General features: G+C 62.7%; 13 protein-coding genes. 7 read left to right on the top strand and 6 right to left on the bottom strand.

The features are described 5' to 3' along the window. The first annotated feature begins 29 nt into the window (after nucleotides 1-29). The 3 genes from FW796_RS05035 (at nucleotide 30) to FW796_RS05025 (ending at nucleotide 4,749) form a co-directional block, all read left to right on the top strand. A complete protein-coding gene (locus tag FW796_RS05035; RefSeq protein WP_404937674.1) occupies nucleotides 30-1,727 on the top strand; it encodes a molecular chaperone HscC in 1,698 nt (565 codons plus the stop codon). 11 nt (nucleotides 1,728-1,738) lie between these two features. Beyond that, nucleotides 1,739-3,460, top strand: coding sequence for a J domain-containing protein (locus FW796_RS05030; protein WP_404937675.1), 1,722 nt, complete (start codon nucleotides 1,739-1,741; stop codon nucleotides 3,458-3,460). Nucleotides 3,461-3,576: 116 nt separating this feature from the next. After that, nucleotides 3,577-4,749, top strand: a complete 1,173-nt coding sequence (locus FW796_RS05025) for a hypothetical protein (protein ID WP_446439101.1) — start codon at nucleotides 3,577-3,579, stop codon at nucleotides 4,747-4,749. A gap of 47 nt (nucleotides 4,750-4,796) precedes the next feature. Here the strand turns inward: FW796_RS05025 and can are convergent, their stop codons facing one another. Then, nucleotides 4,797-5,441, bottom strand: coding sequence for a carbonate dehydratase (gene can / locus FW796_RS05020; RefSeq protein WP_346633749.1), 645 nt, complete (start codon nucleotides 5,439-5,441; stop codon nucleotides 4,797-4,799). 152 nt (nucleotides 5,442-5,593) lie between these two features. On the opposite strand from can, the gene FW796_RS05015 reads away from it, so the two are divergent. Further along, nucleotides 5,594-5,926 (top strand): serine kinase/phosphatase, encoded by a 333-nt coding sequence (locus FW796_RS05015; protein ID WP_346633748.1) that lies wholly within the window; start codon nucleotides 5,594-5,596, stop codon nucleotides 5,924-5,926. Nucleotides 5,927-6,060: 134 nt separating this feature from the next. On the opposite strand, the gene rimI is transcribed toward FW796_RS05015, so the two are convergent. Together rimI and FW796_RS05005 are read right to left on the bottom strand one after the other, a co-directional pair. After that, entirely contained in the window at nucleotides 6,061-6,513 is a 453-nt protein-coding gene (rimI, locus tag FW796_RS05010; protein WP_047285456.1) for a ribosomal protein S18-alanine N-acetyltransferase, read from the bottom strand. Beyond that, complete coding sequence (locus FW796_RS05005; protein WP_346633747.1) at nucleotides 6,510-7,310, bottom strand: energy transducer TonB; 801 nt, start codon at nucleotides 7,308-7,310, stop codon at nucleotides 6,510-6,512. The genes rimI and FW796_RS05005 overlap by 4 nt, the downstream gene beginning before the upstream one ends. A gap of 179 nt (nucleotides 7,311-7,489) precedes the next feature. Between FW796_RS05005 and mksB the strand changes: the two genes are divergently transcribed. Genes mksB through mksF form a run of 3 tightly spaced genes read left to right on the top strand, consistent with a single transcriptional unit; the run spans nucleotide 7,490 to nucleotide 12,310 of the window. Next, nucleotides 7,490-8,767, top strand: a complete 1,278-nt coding sequence (gene mksB / locus FW796_RS05000) for an Mks condensin complex protein MksB (RefSeq protein WP_446439303.1) — start codon at nucleotides 7,490-7,492, stop codon at nucleotides 8,765-8,767. Then, nucleotides 8,757-9,464 (top strand): Mks condensin complex protein MksE, encoded by a 708-nt coding sequence (gene mksE, locus FW796_RS04995; RefSeq protein WP_015637041.1) that lies wholly within the window; start codon nucleotides 8,757-8,759, stop codon nucleotides 9,462-9,464. The genes mksB and mksE overlap by 11 nt, the downstream gene beginning before the upstream one ends. Then, on the top strand, nucleotides 9,461-12,310 hold the full coding sequence (gene mksF / locus FW796_RS04990; RefSeq protein ID WP_346633746.1) for an Mks condensin complex protein MksF: 2,850 nt from the start codon (nucleotides 9,461-9,463) through the stop codon (nucleotides 12,308-12,310). Before mksE ends, mksF begins: the two co-directional genes overlap by 4 nt. 144 nt (nucleotides 12,311-12,454) lie before the next feature. Here mksF and FW796_RS04985 read toward each other — a convergent pair whose 3' ends face one another. Genes FW796_RS04985 through FW796_RS04975 form a run of 3 tightly spaced genes read right to left on the bottom strand, consistent with a single transcriptional unit; the run spans nucleotide 12,455 to nucleotide 16,020 of the window. Further along, complete coding sequence (locus FW796_RS04985; protein ID WP_346633745.1) at nucleotides 12,455-14,758, bottom strand: PqiB family protein; 2,304 nt, start codon at nucleotides 14,756-14,758, stop codon at nucleotides 12,455-12,457. Beyond that, nucleotides 14,751-15,374 carry a paraquat-inducible protein A gene (locus FW796_RS04980; RefSeq protein ID WP_346633744.1) on the bottom strand — a complete coding sequence of 208 codons (624 nt, stop codon included), beginning with the start codon at nucleotides 15,372-15,374 and terminating at the stop codon, nucleotides 14,751-14,753. The genes FW796_RS04985 and FW796_RS04980 overlap by 8 nt, the downstream gene beginning before the upstream one ends. Next, the gene (locus FW796_RS04975; RefSeq protein WP_123724883.1) at nucleotides 15,361-16,020 is read right to left on the bottom strand and encodes a paraquat-inducible protein A; all 660 of its coding nucleotides are present in this window, start codon (nucleotides 16,018-16,020) and stop codon (nucleotides 15,361-15,363) included. Before FW796_RS04975 ends, FW796_RS04980 begins: the two co-directional genes overlap by 14 nt. Nucleotides 16,021-16,118 lie beyond the last annotated feature (98 nt).

The raw sequence follows: 16,118 nt of genomic DNA, 5'->3' as shown, positions 1-16,118 counted from the left end.
TTTTCCGATTGCAAAGGGAGTTCGTCGTCATGATCGTAGGCATCGACCTGGGGACCACCAACAGTCTGGTGGCGGTCTGGCGCGACACCGCCAGCGAGCTGGTGCCCAACGCCCTGGGCCAATTGCTCACCCCCAGCGTGGTGGGCCTCGACGACGAAGGCCGGATCCTGGTGGGGCAAGCCGCCAAGGAGCGCCTGCACACTCACCCGCAGCAGACCACCGCGCTGTTCAAGCGCTACATGGGCAGCGCCACCGAAGTGCGCCTGGGGGATCGGACCTACCGCCCGGAAGAGCTTTCCGCGCTGGTACTCAAAAGCCTCAAGGAAGATGTCGAGCGCGCCTACGGCGAGCCGGTGGAAGAGGCGGTGATCAGCGTGCCGGCCTATTTCAGCGACGCCCAGCGCAAGGCCACGCGGATCGCCGGCGAACTGGCCGGGCTCAAGGTGGAAAAACTGATCAACGAACCCACCGCCGCTGCCCTGGCCTACGGCCTGCACCAGCGCGACAAGGAAACCTCGTTTCTGGTCTTCGACCTCGGCGGCGGCACCTTCGACGTGTCGATCCTGGAACTGTTCGACGGAGTCATGGAGGTCCGTGCCAGCGCCGGCGACAACTTCCTCGGCGGTGAGGACTTCGACAGCCTGCTGCTGGAGCACTTCATCGAACAGCAAGGCCAGGCGGCGGACTTTCCCGAACGTCAGAGCGTGCTCCAGGCCCTGCGCCGGGAAGCCGAGCGGGTGCGGCGCGCCCTGGGCCAGGAACCCAGCGCCGAGTTCAGCTTGCGGGTCGACGGCCGGCAATGGACCCAGACCATTACCCAGGCGCAACTGGCCAATCTCTATACGCCGTTGCTGGAGCGCCTGCGGGCGCCCATCGAACGCGCCCTGCGCGATGCGCGAATCCGTGTCAGCGACCTGGATGAGATCCTCCTGGTGGGCGGCGCCACCCGCATGCCCCTGGTGCGCAAGCTGGCGGCCGGGCTGTTCGGGCGCTTTCCCTCCATCAGCCTCGACCCCGACCAGGTAGTGGCCCAGGGCGCGGCGGTCCAGGCGGCCCTCAAGGCACGGTCCGCGGCCCTGGAAGAAGTGGTGCTGACCGACGTCTGCTCTTACACCCTGGGCATCGAGACCTCGCAGCAGTACGGCAACCAGATCGAGAGCGGGCACTACCTGCCGATCATCGAGCGCAACAGCGTGGTGCCGGTGAGCCGGGTCAAGACCGTACAAACCCTGCACGACAATCAGGAACAGGTGCTGCTGAAGATCTTCCAGGGCGAGAGCCGGCTGGTGCGCGACAACGTCGCCCTGGGCCAGCTGGAGATCAGCGTGCCCAAGCGCCCGGCCGGCGAAGTGTCACTGGACGTGCGCTTCACCTACGACATCAACGGCTTGCTGGAAGCCCAGGTGAGCATTCCCCTGACCGGTGAAAGCCACTCTCTGGTGATCGAGAACAACCCCGGCGTACTGACCCCGGAGGAAATCCAGGAGCGCCTCAAGGCCCTGGCGCAGTTGAAGATTCACCCCCGCGACCAGCAGGCCAACACCCTGCTCAGCGCCCGCCTGGAACGTCTGTATCAGGAGAGCCTTGGGGAATTGCGCGAACAGATCGGCTATTGGGCCGGGCAATTCCAGCAAGTGCTGGAGACCCAGGACGAGCGCAAGATCCGCGAAGTGCGCAGCCAGCTCAACGAACAACTGCAACGCCTGGAAAATGGCCACTGGCACTGAGGAGCAGCGACATGGATTGCTGGGCCCTGCTGGAACTGCCGGACGATGCCGATGAGCGCAGCATCAAGCGCAGCTATGCCCGGCAGTTGAAGATCACCCGCCCGGACGAGGATGCCGAAGGCTTTCAGCGCCTGCGCGAAGCCTATGAGCGCGCCTTGCAGCTGGCCCGCTGGCGGGCCGAGATCGAGGACGAGGTTGCCGAGGCCCAGACCGCCCCCGCGAACACAGCGCCCCCGGACAACCTGCAGCAATGGGCCAGCCTGGTGGAACTGGGGCTGCCGGAACCAGCGCCAGCACCGCTGCTACCTGTCCAGGCACAGCCCTGGGCCGGCCTGACCGAGGGCTACCCGCTGTCCGTCGAGCCGCTGCCGGACTGGGTCCCGCCAGCCCCAGCCGAGCCCGTCCCAACGCTCGCCCCCGCCTCTGCCGCATTACCGCTGCTCAAGGGACTGAGCGTCGAAAACCTGGCAGAGCGCTGGCAACAGGCTCAGCAGCAAGCATGCGAGGAGGACTTCCTACAACGCCTGCTGGTGTCCTGTTGCGCACACCCAGAGCAATACGCAGCGATCCTCGCCTGGACCGCCGAGCACCTGGACTGGCTGACGCCCTGGCAGCGCCCATCGATGGAAGCCTGGCAGGAAGCCTTCCTGGTGAAGACTCTGTTGCAGGAATACCGGCGGACGCTGGAGGAGTTGTTGCAGGCAGGCCAGGAACGGGCCTTCCTCGAACGCCTGACAAACTACTGCGCACAACCCTGGCTGCGGATCTTCGACCATCGCCAGAACTGGCAGCATGAAATGCTGCAGTTGCTCCAGCAGCAATCCTGGCAGGTGCCCTTGTTTGACCGGGTGTGCCAGTTGTTCGGCTGGGACGAAAGCCGCGGCAACACCCCCGAACCGGCGTGGATCTGGCAGTCGCTGATCGAGCGCTGCCGCCAGGAGGCGTTCTATCAGAACCTGGTGGCCAACGCCGGAAAAACCGGCGCGGCGACCCCGCACATCGCCGCTGCGCGCCTGCTGCTGAACCCCTTGCCGCGCCGGCGCCAGGTGGCCCTGGCGCGGGAGTTCGAGGACGAGCACTGGCAAGCCTGCATGGAGTTGTCGAACACCCTGGCCTCACGTTTCCCCGAACTCCTGAAGCGCCTGCCCCGCAGCGACGTGTTTTTCTGGCAAGAACTGATGCCTCGCCCACTGGGTGTGGATAACTGGATCAGGTCGGGGCTGGCCACCTGCCTGGCGCTGTGCCTGTTCTTCATTAACCTGCCGCGACACGACCCGGTAGCGGCGGTGATGCTGGGGCTGCTCTGTGGTGTAGCCCTGACGATGTTCGGGCTGGTCTTGCTTAGCAACTGGGTCCCCGCTATCGCCCACCTGCTGGCCATCGACCTGTGGCTGAGCGACCGCCTGGTGCCCAGGCGCCTGAACCCGCACCAGCACTGGCTGGTGCTGCGCCATGGCGTGCCGCAAGTGCTGATGCTGGGTTTTTTCGGCTTCTGGCTGGGGTTGCTAGGCGTACTGGCCTACCTGGGCTTTACCCTGATCGGCCTGCTGCATGCACGACGCATCGGCCAGCCGGACCCGGAGTTCTGTGCTCGCAGTCCCTGGCTGGGCGCCTTGCACTGGAATCATTTCAGCCCCTGGCAGCCGGTCTACCTGCTGTTCATGGTGGTGCTCATCCGTGCCTGCCAGATCCATGCCCCCGGTTTCCCCTGGACGCGCCTGATCCCGGGCTGAGCCCCGAGCAGCTGGGAGCCGCGGATATTTTTTTGCTCCTGGCTTCTTCTGCGCGCCGGGCTGTTTCAGTATGTCTTGCCCCCTTCGAAGGGGTTCACGCTGAAAAGGATCTGAGCATGTTCAAATTCGCAGGAATCCCCCTGGCCCTGGCGGCCGCAGCCCTGAGCACGATGGCCCAGGCCGATGTCGAGGTCGATCTGGGCAGTCCCCAGCGCGTCACCCAGCTCTTCGCCTACCCCAACAACTGCAATGTCATCTGCTATCGCAACTGGACCCTGGAAGAGACGGTGGCTCACTACCTGACCCAGAGCGTGCAGCGTGACGGCTATAGCGCTGCAAAAGTCAGCGTCAAGACCGCCGGCGACAAGGTCCTGGCCTCCATCAGCGGGGTGCCGGAGGGCTACGCCAAGCCCTTGAGCGCCCTGCTGGATGCCGGCGACCTGGCCTACAAGGGCGCCAGCCAGCTCAATGCCGATGGCAAATGGGCCTACAGCTGGTACCTGTTCCTGCCTCTGGGCATGGCCCTGGAAAACCGCAAGAGCGTCGAGCTGCTGCACTTCCCACCGGACTATTCATTGACCCAGGCCCAGGACTATCTGGAGTCGGCCACCACCGACCGCTGGGCCACCCTGCTCACCGTCAACGGCATTGCCGCCGAGCAGACGCCGGCGTACCAGACCATTGTCGACATCGCACCGATCGCTGCGCCATCGAGCGCCGGCAAGGACCTGGAAGGGGTCTACAGCTACTTCAACAGCTACCAGACCACCATGGTCAAGCAGGTCAGCCAGAACGCCAACGGCGCAGCCCTGCCGATGGTGGCCTTCGGCGCACCAGTGCGCAATTGGCTCAAGCAGCAGTACGGGGTCACGGTGAATGTGCTGGGCCTGGCACAGATCAGCCCCAGCGAGGGGGTCAAGGTGCCGGTACTGGGCTCCAACCACCCGAGCTATATCTGGTACGCGGCAGACCCGGCGAACTACGACGATGACCAGGCCAAGGCCGACGCCGCAGGGCTGAAAGTCATGGGACAGGATTTGAGTGCGGCCTGCTGGCAGGCCGGTATGGGCAGCAAGCCGGGGACGGACCCGAGCACCCTGCTCAGCCGTTGCACCCAGACCTGGCAAGTGACGCAGAAAGTCCAGACCTGCGAGTTGTTCTACACCTCGGTACGCAAGCTGACCGAGCAACAGGCCGCGGCCAAATGCACCAGCACGCCGGTCAAGACTCAACTCAACCAGCTCAAGGCGCCGGCCCCGGCGCCAAGCACCGAGGTACCGCACATCTGAAGTCCGCCGCTGGCCGCTGCGCTTTCGACGCAGCGGCCAGCCAGCGCTCAGACAGCGCCGAGGGGACGCAGGCGATATTGCGGTGGCAGTTGCTCGAAACCGCTGATGGTCGCGTTCAGACTCTTCCAGCGACCGTCCTTGATCCCGTAAATGCAACCGTGGATCGACAGGCTCTGCCCACGATGCCAGGCGTTCTGCACGATGCTGGTGTGGCCGACGTTGGCCACCTGCTGGATCACGTTCAACTCGCAGAGACGGTCGACCCGCTCTTCTTCCGTGGCCAATTGCCCCAGCGCCTCACGGTGCTCGTAGTACAGGTCGCGGATGGAACGCAGCCAGCCATCGATCAGGCCAAACTGGCGATCCTGCATCGAGGCACGCACACCGCCACAACCATAATGGCCGGTGACCAGGATGTGCTTGACCTTGAGTACGTCCACGGCGTACTGGATCACCGACAGGCAATTGAGGTCGGTGTGCAGCACCACGTTGGCCACGTTACGGTGCACAAACAGGTCACCCGGCAACATGCCGACGATCTCGTTGGCCGGCACCCGCGCGTCCGAACAGCCGATCCACAGGTATTCCGGAGTCTGCTGGCGAGCCAGCTTGGAGAAGAAGTCCGGATCTTCCTGCTTGATCGCCTCGGCCCAACGCTCGTTGTTATCAATCAGATCTTGTAGTTCGTTCATGCTGTGAAGCCTCAAGAATGATGCGCTGCTTTGACAGACGACCGCCTGCCGGGGTCACGCGCGTTGCTGCAGATACCGGTCATCCCATGCGCGGGAATCTTCAGAGGGACCACGGGTCCACCCTTCAAGCCCCTGAAGTATGAGCAATTGCCATGACCGAATCACGACGTCCCTTCACCGCTCCCCAGCCCGAACCCATCGACGATGACCAGGATCGCATGGGCTCCATGGAAGAGCTGCATTTCGATGACGATGAACCGGGTGCCAGAAGCAGCGGCACCCTCACCAGCGATGGCTGCAGCGACGATGACCTGAGTCCGCAAACCCTGATCCGCGAGGATGGAGCCCGTTCCGCCCGGGAAGTCGGAGCTGATAAACCGGCGGACTGGGATCTGAGTATTGTCGATGGCGCAGACATTGGTGGCGGCGCAGGTCTGGATGAGGCCGAACTCGCGCGCCGCGACCCGCTGGACGGCAAACCCTGAGCCTGGTGCTGATTTACTGGCGCCCTCTCCCGTAGGAGCCGGCTTGCCGGCGAAGAGGCCCTCAAGCCATGCATCGCCCCGAATGGCGTCTTCGCTGGCAAGCCAGCTCCTACAACCAGCGTGCGATCAAAGGCTCAGTCGACCAGGGTGCAGGCCATCACCAGGGCGTCTTCGCGGCCACCCACTGCCGGGTAATAGTCGCGGCGGCGCCCCACTTCATTGAAGCCATAACGCTCGTACAGCCGATAAGCGGTCTGGTTGCTGGAACGCACTTCCAGGAAGCACTCGCGCGCGTCCTTCTGGTAGGCACGTTTCATCAGTTCTTCAAGGAGTCGCAGACCCAGGCCACGGCCCTGGCTTTCCGGCTTGACGGTGATGTTCAGCAAATGGGCCTCATCGATGATCACCTGAATCACCCCGTGGCCCACTTGCTGGCTGCCTTCGAACATCAGCCAGACTTCGTAGGACTTGAAGGCATCCATGAAAATGCCCCGGGTCCAGGGATGGCTGAACGCCGCATATTCGATTTTCAGGATGGCATCCAGGTCCGCTTCGGTGGCCAGGCGGAAGGTCAACGCGTCACTCATTGGTCATTTTGCTCATCAGTGCTTTTCCAGCGCGTCATCAATCGACGCATGGCTTGCCAGACATCAGCCTTACGCTGTGGCTCTTCCATTAATAGTTCCAGGCCGGGCAAGGCCCAGGCCGAACCCAGGCCTTCGACCTGAAGTTCGCGGTTGTAGGATTCAGCGTTAGCTTCCCCGGCGAAACGTACCGCCGGCAGACCGATCAGCCACAGGCAGACGCAGGGCTCTTCTTCGATTCGCACACCGACAAAGGCCTGGACGAAGTCCCGGGCGGCTTCCGGGCCCTGGTCGAGGTTACCTCGGGTGAGCATCGGCCAGCGCACGGGCTCGGCAAGGATCTGCGGGCTGTCCGGCAGGCCGGCGGCGCGCAACATATCCTTGAGCAGCAGATAGGCCGGATCGCGGCTCTGAAAGGCTTCCCCTGTGGGTAACTCCACCAGCAGCAGGCAACGGCCGGCTCGCAGCAGTTGCAGGGCAAAGCGCGGCGGCGGTACCACCGGCGCCTTGACCACCGGGGCCGGGGCTTCTTCGCCTTCGACCACGGGCTTGCTGGCCGAGCGCGCGGGCGTGGCGGATGGCCGCGGCACTTCGATTTTCGGCCGCTCGCTGGTCCTTGCCGCCGGCGCCGCCGGGGCTTTGGCCTCGACCACAGGGGCAGGCGGCGCCGCAAGCTCCGGTTCCGGCAGGGCCAGCAACTCGGGGCGCGAAGGGGCGGCAAAGGGCAATTCGCTGCGCGGCAGCCAACTGACCACCTGCATGGCGGACAGATAAGCGCGACGACGGGACTCGATAAGCAAAGGTCGGCCACTTGTGGATAACTGAGGTGGGGGATTCTACCGTCCTTCGCCAAAGATCGCCTGCTGTTGATTGCCCACAAAAGCGACTGTCCGTCTCATACCTGGACCTGGGGGTGAATCGTCAGCCCCCTGATGCAGTACAATCGCCGCTTTTCATTGCCAACCAGCCGGCCATTCCGATGATCGAACCCAAGCGCGTCTTGCGCGCCCTCGCCGAACACTGGGCACTTCTGGAGCCGCTGTGCGAGCACTTCGACCAAGGCACCCTGAGTCTTGCCGAACTGCGTTCACAGCTGTCTGCCCAACAACTGGACAGCACGCCCCAGGACATCACCCACCTGCTGGACGTATGGATACGCCTGGACATCCTGGTCCCGGTGGCGAAAAGCCCGAACCGTTTCGAGCTCAATGCGCAGATCCACGACTTCCTCGCCTACCTGCGCCGTGAACACCGCCTGGGCCTGTGCCTGGAGATCGAAGCCTACCTGCGCCACCTGGAGCGCCTGGCCGGTTACATCCAGGACGCCTTCGACGTGCGCGACGGCAACGACCTGGCTCGTCAGTTGCGGCTGCTGGACATGCGCGTGCGCGATGTCCTGAAGAAGCTCGCCAACGACGAACAGGCCCTGGTGGCCGTGGCCGAACGGGCCAAGACCAGCGACCGGCAGATCCCCCTGCGCCAGCGTTACGCCGAGGTGCTGGCCACCTGGGACGAATACGTCGAGCCGATGATCCAGCTGGTGAACGCCGACGGCGCCTTCGAACAGGGCGTGCGCAAGGTGGAGAACGTCCTGCTGCGCATGCTCACCGAGCAACAGCGCCTGGGCCACCTGGTGGACGACGACATGCTGTTGCGCACCCACGCGCGCATCCTGGAAATGCAGACCAGCGCCCAGCTGACCCTGCGCCACGCCCGGGAACTGCTGCTGCCGCTGCGTGAGGAAGCCCGCCGCCACAACGCCGTGACCCGCGGTGCAGCGCTGGCCCTGTCGGCGATCCGGCGCAAGGGCATCGACGCGGTGCCTCAGGCCGCCATGCCGATGTTCACCCGTCCGCAAAGCACCTTTCTCGGCAGCTCCGGCCAAGTGGAAGCCTATGTCTACGCCCTGGCCCGCTTCGAACCCAAGCCGGCGCGTTTCCCCAAGGCCCACAAGACCCACAAGGGCGTGGCCCCCAAGGCGCCGCGCACGATCCGGGAAATGCTCGAGCGCTGCGAAGACGCTCTGCCGATGCCGGACCTGATGAGCTGGCTGCTGGACCAGGAGCCGGATGGCGCCACCGACGAATTGCTGTACTGGTTCTCCCGCCTGTCCCGGGAAAAACGCTTCAAGCGCGAGCGCCTCGAACGTCGCGATTACCACACCCAGGAGCACCAGGTCAGCCTGCGCTCCTTCGCCCTGCTCTCGGCCCGCGATGACGCCGCCGAGCATTCTGCGAGCAACGCCAATGCATCTTGATCTTTCCGAACTGTCCCAGCTGGCGCCGATCTTTCGCGAGCTGTTCAAGGGTTATCACGTCAGCCGCCGCGACCCGGAGCTGTACGCCCAACTGTCGAACTTCCAGGACCAGTACCGCACCCTGTTCAAGGCCCTGGGCTTCGAGCTGGTGTGCGATACCCGCGGCTTCTACTACTTTGTCCCCGACAACGCCGCCGCCCAGGTGAACAAGACCGCCCAGCGCCTGGCGCTGTTCACCTTCATCCTGGTGGAGCACCTGGCCGACCAGGGTCGCGACCCGATCGCCGTGCTCGATGGTGGCAGCCTGGGCCGTGACGAACTGCCCTCGCTGCTGGAAAAGTACCGCGACCTGTTTATCCAGGCCGAAGTACAGACCCAGGAAGAGCTGGAAGAGAAAATCATGCGCCGCATGACCCAGCTGGGTTTTGCCGCCGAGGAGCCGGGGATCTACCGCTTCCTGCCACCGATGCACCGCTTCCTCGATGTCTGCCTGTCGGTGCAGCAGGACCGTGACCTGGCCGCCAGCCTGCACAGCGTGCTGCCGTTGCCGACCCCGGTGCTGGTGGACAACGACAGCGACGAGAAACTGCTGCAGACCGATGACCCGCTGGACCTGAGCGAATTCGACGAGTCCGAAGAAAGTGAAGAAGACGCGCTGGCCCGGGCCATCGCCGAAGAACAGGAGCTCGACGCATGAGCAAGGAACGCTACGGCATCCGCCGTTTTGCCCTACTGAACACCGCCGGCTACAGCCTTGGCCTGTTCCCCCTGGAAGAGCCGCTGTCGGTCTACGGGGCCAACAACCTGGGCAAGTCGGCGTCGATCAACGCCCTGCAATTCCCGATTCTGGCGCGCATGTCGGACATGAGCTTCGGCAAGTACAGCCTGGAGCAATCCCGGCGCTTCTACTTCGCCTCGGACACCAGTTACATCCTGGTGGAAGTCTCGCTGCCCCACGGCCCTCATGTGATTGGCGTGGTCGGGCGCGGTCCGGGCGGCGGTTTCGGCCACCAGTTCTTCGCCTACGCCGGACAGCTGGACCTGGCGCATTACCAGAAGGACGACACCTGCCTGCGGCAGAAAGAGCTGTTCACCAACCTGGAGCGCCAGGGCCTGAAGGCCTATGAACTCAAGCCGGATGAACTGCGCCGTCTACTGGTGGGCGGCCATACGTCGATCCCCCTGGACCTGACCCTGATCCCGCTGCGCTCCACCAGTGAACAGAGCCTGAAGACCTTCCGTGCGCTGTTCATCAACCTGCTGCACATGCGCGAGATCACCGCGGCCAAGCTCAAGCAGCTGTTCCTCGATGCCTTCGAGCACAGCTTGCGCTCCGGTAGCGTCGACTACATCGCCGCCTGCGACGAAGCCTTCCGCGATGTGCGACGCATGGAGCAAGACTACAACTCCCTGGTGGCCGCGGGCCCTCTGGTAGAAGCCCTGGCCAACGGCGTGAAGCAGCGGGACATTCTGCGGGGCAAACTGCATCGCCTGTCGCCACTGCTGGATTCGCTGCTGGGCACTTGGTCGGACTACGCCGGCGCCCGCAAGGAAGAGCTGACCATCCAGGCCGAGCACTACCGCAACGAGCAGGACGCGCTGCAAAACGACCAACGCAGCAGCACCCAGGAAATGATGCGCCTGGAACGGGAAATCACCGGCACCCAGCGCTGGCTCGGCGAGCTGTCGGTGCTCAAGCACCGCTTCGCCCTGGTGGATGACGTCAAGGTCCTGGAACAGCAACTGCTGGCGGCCAAGGATGCCCACGATGAACTGGCCGGCGCCCTGGCCCAGTCCCGGCAGTTCTCCGCCGAAGACCTGGAAGAGCGCCTGCGGGACCTGGAAAAACGCCTGAAGTCGGTCAAGCAACAGCTCGATCACGCCGACAACAACAGCTACGCCCGTCTGCGCGAGGAGTTCTCCCAACAGGACGTGGAACGCCTGATGCGTCTGTTCAACAGCGCGCTGTTCAGCCTGCCCCTGGGCGAGCACGGCATTGCCCTGGACGACAACGGCGAGTGGGTGAAGTCCGTGGAGCTGATCCTCGATGGCTTCAAGGGCGAGCGTTTCGAAGTGCCGGGGCTGTCCATCGACATCTCCCACATCGAGCCGCCAGCCTTGCAGGCCCTGGCTGACCGTGCCGCGCTGCGGGATCAGAAGGAGCGCCTGGAAAAAGAACTCAAGCAGCTCAAGACCCAGGCTGCCGTGGCTGCCGACCGCGCCGCGAGCAAGACCCAGACCGAAGCCCTGTACCAGCAGGTACTGGATGCGCAGAAGGCCCTGGAAGACTTCCGCCGTGCCCAGACCCTGAGCGCCGAGGAAGGCGAGAAGCTGGAGCAGCTGGCACAGATGGAAGCCGCTCAGGACGAACTCAAGCGCTCCAGTGACGCCTTCACCGAACGCGTCCAGCAACTGTCGGCCAAGCTGCAACTGGTGGGCCGGCAGATTGCCGACATGGAAGCCAAGCAGCGCACCCTCGACGACGCCCTGCGCCGCCGTCAGTTGCTGCCGGCGGACCTGCCGTTCGGCACGCCGTTCATGGACCCGGTGGACGACTCCATGGACAACCTGCTGCCACTGCTCAACGACTACCAAGACAGCTGGCAGGGTCTGCAACGGGTCGACGGACAGATCGAGGCGCTGTATGCCCAGGTGCGCCTCAAGGGCGTGGCCAAGTTCGACAGCGAGGATGACGTTGAACGCCGACTGCAGTTGCTGATCAACGCCTATGCGCACCGCACCGACGAAGCCCTGACCCTGGGCAAGGCACGCCGCGCGGCGGTGACTGATATCGCCCGGACCCTGCGCAATATCCGCAGCGACTACGACAGCCTGGAACACCAGCTGGCGCTGTTCAACCGCGAGATCAACAAGCGCCAGGTGTCCAACCTGCAGAGCTTCCGCATCGTCCTGGCGCCGAACAAGGAAGCCCTCAAGCACATCGATCAGATCATCCACAGCGCCGGGCAGTACGAAGAAGGCGAGACCCTGTCGGTGTTCGACCTGAGTCAGAGCGCCGAGCAGGACAACAAGAACGAAGAGGCCAAGGAGTACCTGGCGCGGTTGGTAGCAGCCAACCACAACCAGCTGGGCCTGAAGGACTTGTTCGAACTGGCGTTCGAGATCACCAAGGTCAATGGCCAGCCGGTGATCCACACCGACATCGATGGCGCGGCGTCCAACGGCACCACCATGACCATCAAGGCGCTGACCAACATGTACCTGTTGCTGCACTTGATGGACCGCGACCAGGCCGGGCGCATTCGCCTGCCCTACTACCTCGACGAGGCCGCGGACATCGACGAACGCAACCAGGCGGCGCTGCTGGAAACCAGCCTGCAGCTGGGCTTCGTACCGATCCTGGCCAGTGTGAAGCCGCAGGTGTCGGCCCAGGTAGCCATCGACCTGGAAGGCGGCAGCGGACCGAACGGTATCTACATCGACGAGGCGGACTGGAAGTTCATCCGTCGTCATGATCAGGTCAAAGCGACTCTGAACGTGGAACCCGAAGCCGAGGCAGAAGCGGAACTGGACGAAGTCTGATTTGCTAACGCTGTAACGAAGAAGGCCGCACTCTTTCGAGTGCGGCCTTTTTATTGGATAGCTTTTGTAGGAGCTGGCTTGCCAGCGAAGGCGTCCTCTGCGCTTGAAGACCTTTTCGCCGGCGAGCCGGCTCCTACAAGAGGGTTATTTGCCCAGGGGGATCTTGGGGGCCCAGGTCAGCCATTCATCCTCGAACTTGTCGAACAGCGGGAACGTCTGTTGCGGGCGGGCCGGGTTGCCCATGCGCTCGCCATCCGGGGTAGCGAATGCAATGCCGCCCTGGATCAGAGTTTCCAAGGATTCGGTGCGCACTGTGGCGCCCTTGAACAGACCAAAGTCCACGCCAAATCCACTGCTGTTCCAGAAGCGCGTACCACCGCGAATCAGCGGCGCATACTTGGGCTCGATGAGGATATGGATCAGTACCCGATCGGCGGTCTGTCCCAGTTCGTAGCCCGTAACCTTGCCCACTGTCACTTCGCGATAAGTCACGGGTACACCCACCTTCAACGAGCCGCGGCGAGCAGCGCTCAATACCAGACTCAGACCCGCTTCCTGGACGCTGGCTTCCGGCGGCTGCGGCAAGGCGACAAAGCTGGTTTGCACGCCCAGGTTCTTCGCTGCGGGCTGGACCTCGAGGTATTGACCGGTGACCAGGGTTTCCAGGTTCGAAGTTTTCATCAGGCCCAGCTCCGGCTTGACCACCCAGAACTGGCTGCCGACTCGGGCAATACGCTCGGGCACTTCGGTGATCCGCGCCTTGAGCATCACTGACTGCATGTCGGCGCTGAGAGTCACCGCTTCCAGCTTGCCTACATCCAGGCCCTTGAAGCGCACTGGAGTACCGGCACGCAAGCCATCGGCACGATCGACCTTGATATTCACCAGGATCCCCCGCTGTGCGGCTTCTTCCTGGTTAGCGAACAGACGGAAGCGCGGGATGCGTTTTTTCAGCGGGACGTTGGGTTGTGGTGTCTCGAAGGAAATGCCACCGGCCATCAGGCTTTGCAACGACTCACTCTTGATCTGGATGCCGCCGGTGAGGCCGCCCGTGAGGGTGATGCCACTGACGTTCCAGAAGCGCGTCGAGCCATTGACCAGCCCCTCGTACTCTTTCTCGATATGAACACCGATCACCACTTGCTTACGGGTGTGGGAGAACTGGTAGCTCTGTACCGAACCGACCTTGACCTGCTTGTAGAGAATCGGACTGCCCACATCCAGAGAGCCGAGATTGTCGGTAAACAGCACCATATGCAGGCCAGGTGCTCGCAGGTCCAGGGGAGGCGCCTTGGCCCGAGCTTCAAATTCCCGCTGGGGGGCGGCGCCCTTGTCACCGGGGCGGATGGCGATGTAGTTACCTTTCACCAGGGCCTCGAGCCCCGTGATACCCGCCAGGGAGATCGAGGGTTTGACGGTCCAGAACTGAGTGCCCTGGACCAGATAGTCCTCGGCCAGTGGATCGAGGGTCAGTTCGGCGGTGGCGCTGGTGAGATCGGAGTCGACCTTCAGGGCTTTCAGGCTGCCGACCTGGATGCCTTTGTACATCACGGGCGTGCGCCCAGCCTGCAGGCCTTCGAAATCGGTGAGCTTGACCTTGACCCGGATACCGGCCTGGGCGGCATCGAAATCTTCGTAAAGGCGGAACGGCAGGCTCGGGTCGGTAGGCGGACTGTCCCTGCGATTTTCCGGAGTGGCGAACGCGATACCGCCGGCCACTATGCTGGACAGGGACTCACTGCGCACTTTTACCCCGGACAGATTGGCGTCGATGCTAATGCCGCTGGCGTTCCAGAAACGCGTGTGTTTGCGCACCAGATTGGCGTAGGTCGGTTCGATGTAGACCTTGAGCTCCACTGTGTTCTGGTCTTCGGAAAGCAGGAAGCTCTTGATCTGTCCGACCTGGATCTGTTTGTAGAAGACCGGGCTGCCGCGGTTCAACGAACCCAGGCGCTCGGCCTTGATGGTCAGGTGCAGGCCGGGCTTGGCATCCGATAACGGCGGCTCTTCGGCCAGGGCCTTGAACTTGCGCGTGGGTTCTCCTTCTCCGGGATTGACCGCAATGTAATTGCCTGAGACCAAGGTTTCCAGACCGGTGATCCCGGCCAGGCTGACACTGGGCTTGACCAGCCAGAAGCGGGTGTTGGTCTTCAGGTACTGCTCGACATCCTTGTTCATTTCGACCGTGGCGATCACTCCCTTGGAGTTGCCCTCATCGTCCAGAGCCAGAGTCTTGACCTTTCCCACGGGCATGCCTTTGTAGACCACTTCGGTCTTGTTGGCCTGTATCCCTTCACCGCTTTCAAAGCGCAACTGGATCTCGATGCCGGTCTGGCTGTAGGCACGCCAGCCCAGCCAGCCGCCAATGATCAGGGCAATCAGGGGCAGCACCCAGATAGCCGACCAGTTGGAGGCCGGGCGGGTTTTGGCAGTAGGCAAATCACTCATGGTCGTCGTCCGACTCCGTGTTATCCCAGATCAGTCGGGGATCGAAAGTTACTGCGGCCAACATGGTCAGGATCACCACGCTGGCAAAGGCGACCGCACCGAGATTGGCCTCGATACTGGCCAGCCGGCCAAAGTTGACCACCGCCACCAGAATGGCGATGACGAAAATATCCAGCATCGACCAACGACCGATGAACTCGATAAAGCGGTACATGATGATCCGTTGCCGCGCTGACAGTGGCTGGTGACGCTGCACCGAGAACAGCAACAGGGCAATGCCCACCAGCTTGAAGGTGGGCACCAGAATACTGGCGACAAACACCACGGCGGCGATGGGGAACATACCGTGCTGCACCAGCTGGATGACTCCGGACATGATGGTGCTGGGATCGCCCTGACCCAGTGAGCTGACGGTCATGATCGGCAGGACATTGGCGGGAATGTAGAGAATGGCGGCGGTAAGCAACAAGGCCCAGGTGCGCAGGATGCTATTGGGACGCCGTGGGTGTACCAAAGCTCCGCAACGAGTACAGGTCTGCTCGTCGCTGTCGGCCTCCTGCCGGTTCAATTCATGGCATTCGGTACAAATCAGAATGCCTGCATCAATCGCCCGCATGCACATCTTCTCCAGATAACGCCTGCCAGATCTGGTGCGGCGACATCACCACTTCCAGCCAGACCTGCACCAACAACAAACTGATAAAACACACAAGGCCAAGGCCCACGGTAATGGACGCCATATCCGCCAGCTTGACGATGGCCACCAGGACACCCATCAGATAGACCTCGAGCATGCCCCAATCGCGCAGATGATGATAAATGCGATAGAGCAGCAGGCCGTAACTGCGGCCGATGTCCCAGCGAATGCTCAACAGGACCAGCAGCTGGCAAATCAGCTTGAGCAATGGAATGCCCATGCTGCAGAGGAACACCACCAGCGCTACACCTTCCATGCCGGTATCGAACAGGCCTTGCACGCCGCTCCAGACGGTATCTTCGGAAGACTGTCCCAATAGATTGAGTTGCATGATGGGAAGAAAGTTCGCCGGCACGTAGAGCAACAAGGCGGCAATTACCAGAGCCAGACTGCGCTCAACGACATTGTGCCGATGGGCGTACAGCTCATAACCACAGCGCGGGCATTGGGCTTTCTCACCGTGGGCGAGCTTTGGCTTGCGCATCAGCAAGTCGCACTCATGGCAGGCAACCAGGTCGTCCAGTGGTAGTTCTGACAACCCGGAGGCGTCAACCGGATCTGACATAGAGGGCTCTGGAAGTGAAAAGAGTAGCGGCTATTCTAGTGTTCCAATTTGAAAATAACTGTGCAAATTTGTTTGCGAATAAGAACGATTTTTTCTCA

Source organism: Pseudomonas sp. 910_21 (genome assembly GCF_052850735.1).
The sequence above is the reverse complement of the archived record's forward strand: the minus strand, read 5'-3'. Positions and strand labels throughout refer to the sequence as shown.